This window comes from Nonomuraea cavernae (assembly GCF_040655715.1).
GTDB lineage: Bacteria > Actinomycetota > Actinomycetes > Streptosporangiales > Streptosporangiaceae > Nonomuraea > Nonomuraea cavernae_A.
In genome coordinates this window covers 349938-357207 of record NZ_JBFAKL010000005.1, presented here as the reverse complement: position 1 = coordinate 357207, position 7270 = coordinate 349938, and the positions used below count along the sequence as shown (strand labels likewise).

The following is a 7270-nucleotide window of genomic DNA, read 5'->3' as shown; positions in this document are numbered from 1 at the left end:
GTCGTACTCCGCAATGGCGGCAAGGATCATTTCGCGACGAAGATCGGAGAGTCCCACGACGACAGCCTATGGGCCGATTTATCGCTACACGCGCCTTCGCGACGTCTCCTCGGCTCAGTGTTCTACGCATCGTCCGCAGAGGGTCACCGATGGCGTGGCGGTGCGGTACCCGATCGACCGGGCTCCGTCCCAGACGTGTTCGAAACCCTTGGAGTAGCTGCCGGCAGGGGTGAAAATCGGCCTGGCGATCTCCTGGCCGCGGACGCAGCCGGCGTCCACAACACCGGTTGAGGAATGCTGTCCGCTTGACGCGGCGTGCCATGGGCTCGTAGGCGGGCGGGAGCGTGGCGAATCAGCCAGGCGGTCAGTGTGCTGAGCAGGTCTTCTTCGATGTTCCAGGTTTCCCAGGGGAGTTGGTCTTCGAGCAGATCGGACTCCCAGTGAGCTATGGCTTCGGTCAGGCGCTGGTCGGCCACGGGGTCTGTTGATGTCTCCCAGATGTCGAGCCAGGGGGCGAGGGTGGCGGATGCCTCGGCGCACAGCGCGAGCACCTCGTAAGCGGGTACGGCGGTGTTGGGCGTGATGAGGCTGTGGGTCCACCATGCGTGCAGGAAGGCGCGGACTGCGGCGGCCTGCTCGGCCGGCCATTGCTGCCAGTTGCCGCGAGCCAGCGAGCGGCCGACTTCGTACATGCCGAAGAGCGGCGCTACCTGGCCGCTGACCAGGGCAGATGCGAGTTGGGGCAGGATGCGGCGCAGGACTGATGCGTGGTCGTCCCAGTCGGTGGGCTCCCAGCTGCGTCGCAGCAGGTCAGGATCGAGCTCCACGTCGGGCGTCTTCAGGCGGGCCAGGTCTTCGGCGCTGCCCCAGTGGCATGAGCAGTTGTGTTCGTCAGGGTGGGCGGTCATCCCGCGGAAGGTAGTGGCCAGGTCCGCCAGGGCGGTGTCCAGGCGACGCTGTGCTGGCGTCTGCGCGGGGGGTGTCATGGGCGTCCGCCTTGGGGAACTCCGGCAGCCGCTGCCAGCCGAAGATCACCACTTTATCGGCTCAAACCGCCATAGTCATGAGGGAATGCCGGCGGAAGCAGCGATCATCCAGAGACTGAATCACAAGGTCCGCGCCAGGATCAATCGGGCTGGGGCCTGATCGTCCTGGAACGGCCCAGGACCTCAAGGAAATGGAACGCTGGACCAACTCCGGTGAGACCCACGAGTCGCGCAGCTTGAAGCATCGCGCGGACAAGGAGAGGCGAGAGACTCCGTTCCCGACCGTCCTCGTCGTGATGCTCCGCGAGCACGTCGCCGAGTACGGCACGGCCAGGGACGGCCGGATCTTCCGCACGGGCACTGGCGGGACTTACTCCAGCTCGGCGCACTCCTACGTCTGACAGGAAGCTTGCAAGCTCGCCCTCTCCCCGGCACAGGTCGCCTCGTCCCTGGCTGCCCGCCCGTACGACCTCCGCCACGCCGCTGTCTCGCTCTGGCTCAACGCGGGCGTTCCGGCCCCAGAGGTCGCCAAGCGAGCTGGCCACAGCGTTGACGTCCTGCTTCGGGTCTACGCGAAGTGCGTGCACGGCCAGCAAGAGCAGATCTACGGCAAGATCATCGACGCCCTTCCGCCCCACGTTGCGTCTGCGCAATCAGGCGTGTCATCAGATCTAGGGCTAGCTGAGCTACTCGTTATCGTCGTCAAAGCTGGCGATCCATTCGTTGATGTACTTCGCGCCTTGCTCGGCGACGACCACGTCCTCTCGCGGGGCTGGCCCAAGGGAATCGGCGAGCTTCTCGGGATCTACTGGCTTGCCTGGGCTTACCAGATAGCACGACAGGCCGGTGCTCATCTGGCGGGCCATCGAGGAGACGAACGCGTTCCGACGAAACCTGTTGCACAGCAAGAGAAGGCCTTGACGCTCAAGCTCTTTTCTCAACTCGATCAGGGTGTCCTCGAAATCCACTGGAGATCGGAATATCAGGGGCGAAGCGTCCTCCCGATCGAGGCGGAGTTCGCATATTTCATCGTCTTCGACATCGCGCAAGGTCACCACGCATGGCAGAAGCGACTCGTCTGCAAGCCTGACCAGTTCAAGCCTGTACATGCTCACCTCGGTACATAGTTCGGGTTCGGAATCCACGTGTCTGGATTGTCGTATCTGCCTAGTTTCCAAGCGCCTCTGATCTGCTCAGGCTCGATCTTGGTGAACACGGTCTCCTGCTCAGGCAGCAGATGCTTAACGCGACCCGTGTATTTCACGGGCGTGCCGTTGCCCCAGTCATCTATCTCATAGATGAAGCCCTTGTGTTTGATCGCGAACCCTCGGGCCACACTCTTGCTCTCGGAGGCTGCGATCAAGCCATTTCCGCCGGTCATGTGTTCTTCGATGCTCATCTCAGGGCTGCGGGCAGTCATGCCGTTCTCGAATATCCTTGCCGTCCTGCGGCCGTCGCCCCGAAACAGTGGGGCTACGTCCTGGTCTACGCGTCCAGCGGTCCCGCTGTCGAGTGGTGACGGCTTCGTTGGAGGACGAGCCCGCGTGCTCTCTGCGGCTCTTGCGAGGGCTCCGGTCACTCGCTTGCCGCCGGAAACCACACCGCTGGCTCCGACCGACGTGATCGCCGCCACGATGTCTGGGATGAGGCGGCCAAAGGCACGGTCCGGGTTGGACGCCCAGGTGTCCCAGTCCATTGCTGACTTGGCGAATCCGACCGGATCCTGGACGCCCGAGATCACGGCCTGGGCCAGGTCGTTGATGTTGCGTTCCCAGCCCATGTGATCGAAGAGCATGCGATTGGGGGAGAACTTGACCACCATCTCGCCTAACCCCGCTACGCCCTCGACGGCGCCTTTGACCTGTTCGGTCACCGGGTTGCCGGAGTTCAGGTTCGGGTCGAAGGTGGCCTGGAGCTGCTGGCCCATACGGTCCCAGAAGCCGCCCGTCAGCGGGAGAGCCGCTCCGGGGGCGAGCAACGAATCGTCGACAAAGACCGGCTTACCGCCGCCGAACAGCTCCGGCTTGTCGAGCTCCATCCGTTCCAAGATCAACAACCGCCGATTGATTTCCGGCCCCTGCTGCCCAGCCCACTCGGCTACCTGACGGATCCTGTTGGCCGAGACCGGCGACAACCAGGCCCCACGCAGCAACTCCCATAACTCGTCCCCGATGGAACCCAGAGACGATTCAGCCACGCGCAACGCTTCCTTCAGCGCCCGGACTCCCTCGGGGACCATGCCTTCGAGTTCCCCCATGGCTCAGCCGGGGCTGTCCGCGGGTGTACGGGCGAGCAGTGCCCGTAGTTCGTCCACTGCCTCTGCGCACGCGGTGAGGAGAACCCGGCGCTGACCGGTCAGCTCCTGGCCGAAGCGCTGCGCGGCCGGCCCCGTCCAGATGTTCTGCGACATGAGCGACACTGCCCGGTCGAGACCGGTCCTGGCCTCGTCGGTCAGTTGCTCTGCTCGGCGTAACGCCTGCTCCACTTGCTCCCGGGTCATAAGCGGCTCCCTTGGGCACGGTGATCGAGCACGAGACCAAGATGTGAAGCCATTGGACTGCGGCGCAGGAGGTAGAGCAACCGAATCGCCGGGATTGGTCTAATATCGCAGGCAATGCGCCAGCGGTCCTCGGGTTTGCCCCGGCCTCACGACTTACTCGTTTAGCTTTTCCGGGCAGCGAGGCAGGCGCCGGGCGTTCAGCGCACGACCAACCCCATCGAGTCGACCTTCGCCACCGTCAGGCACCGCACCAAGGTCACCAAAGGGCCGGGCTCACGCGCCGCCGGCCTGGCCATGGCGTTCAAGCTGATCGAGTCCGCCCAGGCCCGCTGGCGCGCGGTCAATGCACCTCACCTCGTCGCCCTGGTCCGCGCCGGAGCAACCTTCCTCAATGGCAAACTCGTCGAACGCCCCGAGGAGACACCGGCAGCCGAGAAGACTACGGTCGTCGCCTGAAAGATCTTGATCCACAGGTATTGACGATTGCTCGCCATGCCGCCCCGTCTGGTCTGTTGCTCCCGAATTGGGATCACCCGGTCTGACGCGCGACACCCAGGTTCCGGGTTTGGCGGCGCGCTTGACATAGACGCCGTAGCGATCGACACCTGATCGCTCAGCGTGCTGTGACGGTAAGCGATCAAACCTTGAGTGGTCTGCTGCCTTCCTCATGATCTGTGACGTACTTCACAAAAGATAAGGAAGATGGGCTGGCCTGGCAAAACGAACCGAATCCGGCGGCCTGGGGCTGGACGCGAGTCGACCAGCCGCCTCAGCGGTCGTGCTAAGCCAGCTTATATGTCATTCTGGAGTTGGCGGGCAGGCGATGAGTCTGGGCGCTGAGATCAAACATCGAACGTCGCACTCCCCACCCCGCACGCGTTTTCAGGCCCGAACAGGGTGGGATGCGACCTACCCGCCCCGCGTCATGCGGGACAGAAGGGGGCGTCCTTTTGAACATGGTCGCCAGTGTCCATAATGCCTTGCCCGTGCCGTCGAAGGCGACGCGCGCCGTAGTTGTCCTGGTGGTGATCATCGTCTGCGCGTACGTCGTCGGGCATCTGGCCGGTTACGGCGGGGTTGTAGCCCTCGCAGCTGCCACTGCCATGGTCGGTGTCGTCGCGGAGCGGCTGGCTCGGGTGATTCTCCACCGCTGGGTTCGCGTGGTCTAAGTGACGGGGGCTGGGCTGGCATCTGACTGGCCCAGCCTCTGCTCTTGGAAGGAAAATCGTGCAGCAATACCATCAGATTCGTCTGGACGAGGCATTTGAGGTAATCGCAGGACCATCAGGGACTTTGCTCGATGACCTGCACGATGGGTTCGACGGCGTTCCGGTGATCGGGCCACAGAACCTTGCGGACGATCACACGATTGACTCACAGAAGCTGCGCCGCCTACCTCCAGGAAAGGAACGCAAGCTTGCGCGGTTCAGCGTGCGCTCAGGAGACCTGATCATCGTCAGGCAGGGTGCGCTCGGACGGCTTGCAGTTGTAGGACCTGCCCAGGAATCCTGGCTCTTTGGGGCTTCGTGCCTTCGACTGCGGGCATACGACACTCGCGTGCTGCCTGCTTTTCTGGCGTACTACCTCAGCCACCCACCCGTTCAGGACGGGCTGCTGCAACGAGTTAGTGTTGGCACTGTTCCCGCCTTCAACGCGGCGACCTTGAAGGAATTCGAAATTCCAGTGCTGCCGCTAGCGGACCAAGAGAACATTGTGGCGATACTTCAGGCGGTTCAGGCTCAGGCGAGATTGCATCGTGAGACTGCGCGACGCCTCGATGACCTCTGTCCGTCCCTTTTCGCGGAGCTGATCCATGGAACGAGGTAAGATGAAAAAGCTGACCTGTTCGGAAGTGTTCGCCAAGCTCCTTGCCGCAGCGGACGCCCTCCGCGGAACCGTCCGTGATCCGTTCGATTTGCTTGCTGGTCTCGTGATTCTTAAGCGTGCTCATGACCAGCCTGGATTCCTTCGTACGCCGCATCCGAGCCCGTGGGTCTCACTCATCTCGGGCGATAGGTCCAGACTCGGGTCAGGGGTGACTGAGGCATTCCGCGAGCTAGGCGAGATGAACAAGAAGGTCTTTAAAGGAGCGCTGCAATTCATCGACGGCAACCGCGTGAGCGACCCCGAACTATGGGGAGCCGTCCAAATTCTGGATGGAGTCTCCCTTGCGGATGAGGCTCTAGAATTCACAGACACTCTGGGGAAGGCCTTCGAGATGTACCTCGTTAGGTACGCCGAACTCCAAGGCAAGAGGGGAAGTGGTTTCTACACACCTCCTTCGGTAAGCGAGCTAATGGTCCGGTTGGTGGAGCCAGTCGCAGGGCACAGCCTCCATGACCCGTTCGCGGGGGCCGGTGGCATGCTCATCTATGCCCGGGAATTCGTCGAGGAGAGGGAAGGCAGCGGAGCGAGCTTGAGGTTGTTCGGCCAGGAAGTTAATCAGTCCGTCTGCGCTCGGGCGCGGCTGAATCTCCTCCTCCACGGTATCGCTGATGCTGAATTGCGCCATGGCGACTCGTTGACTGATCCAGCTTTCCTTGTTGACGGCAGGCAGCAGGAGTTCGACCGGGTGCTTTGTAACCCACCTTTTTCAGTACGCTACGACGAGAAATCGATTAATCTCCGAGAACGGATGAAATATGGCTGGGCCTCGCCTGCCCATGCCGATCTAATGAACATTCAGCACGCCATGGCATCGTTGCGGCCGACCGGCAGAGGCGCGGTGGTCGCTCCGCATGGTGTTCTTTTCCGGGGTGGCGCCGATGGTGCTATACGCCGAGGCATTGTCGAGAGTGAACGCCTCGTAGCCGTAATCGGTATTGGTGCGAATGTCTTCTATGGCACTTCGGTGCCGGCCTGCGTGCTCGTTTTCGATGGTGAGGATCGCGGTGGGCGGCCGCCGGGCGATGGCGTCCTTTTCATCAATGCTGAACGAGAGATCGTATCTGGCCGTACCCAGAATCGGCTGGAGCCACAGAACATCGAGATGATTGTCGACGTTTTTCGGAGCCGAGCTGAGCTTTCCGGATTCTCCCGCTTCGTCTCGTTGGAAGAGATCGCAGCAAATGACCACATCCTCAGCATCCGGATGTATGTAGACTCGCAGATATCTTCCGCGCCATTGCCTGACGTGAGGGCCATGCTCTCAGGCGGTGTTCCCAAGAGCGAAGTGCAGGCCGATGCCGAGCGATTTCACGATCACGGAATCGACGTCGAAGATCTTTTCCGTGAAAAGGATGTGCGGTATTATGACTTTCTTGAAGAAGGTTGGGAATTCACAGCGGCAAGACTTCCTGAACTTGGATCCATGAGGAAGAATGCTGTCTTGCAGCAGTGCTCGCTGTGGTGGGAATCGAGCACGCCCCGTCTGGCTTCGCTGAGGGCCGCTGGAAAACTTCTGGCTGAAAGGGACCGCCTAACGGTCGACTTCACCGCAGCCCTTCGACCCGTTGGCTTGCTTGACCAATACCGGCTCGCTGGCGTCTTTGCGTCCTGGTGGGCCAGCCATAAGGACGACCTGAGAAGACCGGAACGTCCAATCGAGGCCCTGGGCGATAGTCTGTGCGCGGCGCTAGCGCAGCGGGTGGCTGCGGAGCTCCAACAGCTCGTGACCCTCTACAGATCCTGGGGAGAGCGTTACGGAACTTCCCTCGCTGACCTTGATAACATGCGTGCGATGGGAGCGGTCGTACTCGCGCGCCGACTCGGCGACCTGGGTTTCAGGTCATCCTGAGCGGGCCGTCGATGTCGCCCCTAGCCAGGAGTTCGCGGAGTCTTCGCT

8 protein-coding genes and 1 pseudogene are annotated in these 7270 nt (G+C 62.0%); 5 read left to right on the top strand and 4 right to left on the bottom strand.

The genetic code is table 11. The annotated features are described in order from the left end of the window. Positions 1 to 143: 143 nt before the first annotated feature. A complete protein-coding gene (locus tag AB0I38_RS10345) occupies positions 144 to 908 on the bottom strand; it encodes a hypothetical protein (protein ID WP_358465138.1) in 765 nt (254 codons plus the stop codon). Between the two features lie 269 nt (positions 909 to 1177). Between AB0I38_RS10345 and AB0I38_RS10340 the strand changes: the two genes are divergently transcribed. After that, positions 1178 to 1387, top strand: a complete 210-nt coding sequence (locus AB0I38_RS10340) for a hypothetical protein (protein ID WP_358465135.1) — start codon at positions 1178 to 1180, stop codon at positions 1385 to 1387. A 285-nt stretch (positions 1388 to 1672) separates the two neighbouring features. Here AB0I38_RS10340 and AB0I38_RS10335 read toward each other — a convergent pair whose 3' ends face one another. From AB0I38_RS10335 to AB0I38_RS10325, 3 genes are read right to left on the bottom strand one after another with little or no spacing between them, the layout of a single operon-like run. Next, complete coding sequence (locus AB0I38_RS10335) at positions 1673 to 2095, bottom strand: hypothetical protein (protein ID WP_358465132.1); 423 nt, start codon at positions 2093 to 2095, stop codon at positions 1673 to 1675. 2 nt (positions 2096 to 2097) lie between these two features. Then, positions 2098 to 3243, bottom strand: a complete 1146-nt coding sequence (locus tag AB0I38_RS10330) for a scabin-related ADP-ribosyltransferase (protein WP_358465129.1) — start codon at positions 3241 to 3243, stop codon at positions 2098 to 2100. Between the two features lie 3 nt (positions 3244 to 3246). Further along, complete coding sequence (locus AB0I38_RS10325) at positions 3247 to 3486, bottom strand: hypothetical protein (protein ID WP_358465126.1); 240 nt, start codon at positions 3484 to 3486, stop codon at positions 3247 to 3249. 201 nt (positions 3487 to 3687) lie between these two features. Between AB0I38_RS10325 and AB0I38_RS10320 the strand changes: the two are divergent. The 4 genes and pseudogenes from AB0I38_RS10320 to AB0I38_RS10305 form a co-directional block, all read left to right on the top strand. Continuing rightward, positions 3688 to 3942 (top strand): annotated as a pseudogene (locus AB0I38_RS10320) (IS256 family transposase); the annotation flags it as partial. A 494-nt stretch (positions 3943 to 4436) separates the two neighbouring features. Then, positions 4437 to 4655 (top strand): hypothetical protein, encoded by a 219-nt coding sequence (locus AB0I38_RS10315; RefSeq protein WP_358465123.1) that lies wholly within the window; start codon positions 4437 to 4439, stop codon positions 4653 to 4655. A 58-nt stretch (positions 4656 to 4713) separates the two neighbouring features. Next, entirely contained in the window at positions 4714 to 5313 is a 600-nt protein-coding gene (locus AB0I38_RS10310) for a restriction endonuclease subunit S (RefSeq protein WP_358465120.1), read from the top strand. A gap of 1 nt (position 5314) precedes the next feature. After that, positions 5315 to 7222, top strand: coding sequence for an N-6 DNA methylase (locus tag AB0I38_RS10305; protein WP_358465117.1), 1908 nt, complete (start codon positions 5315 to 5317; stop codon positions 7220 to 7222). Positions 7223 to 7270: the final 48 nt, after the last annotated feature.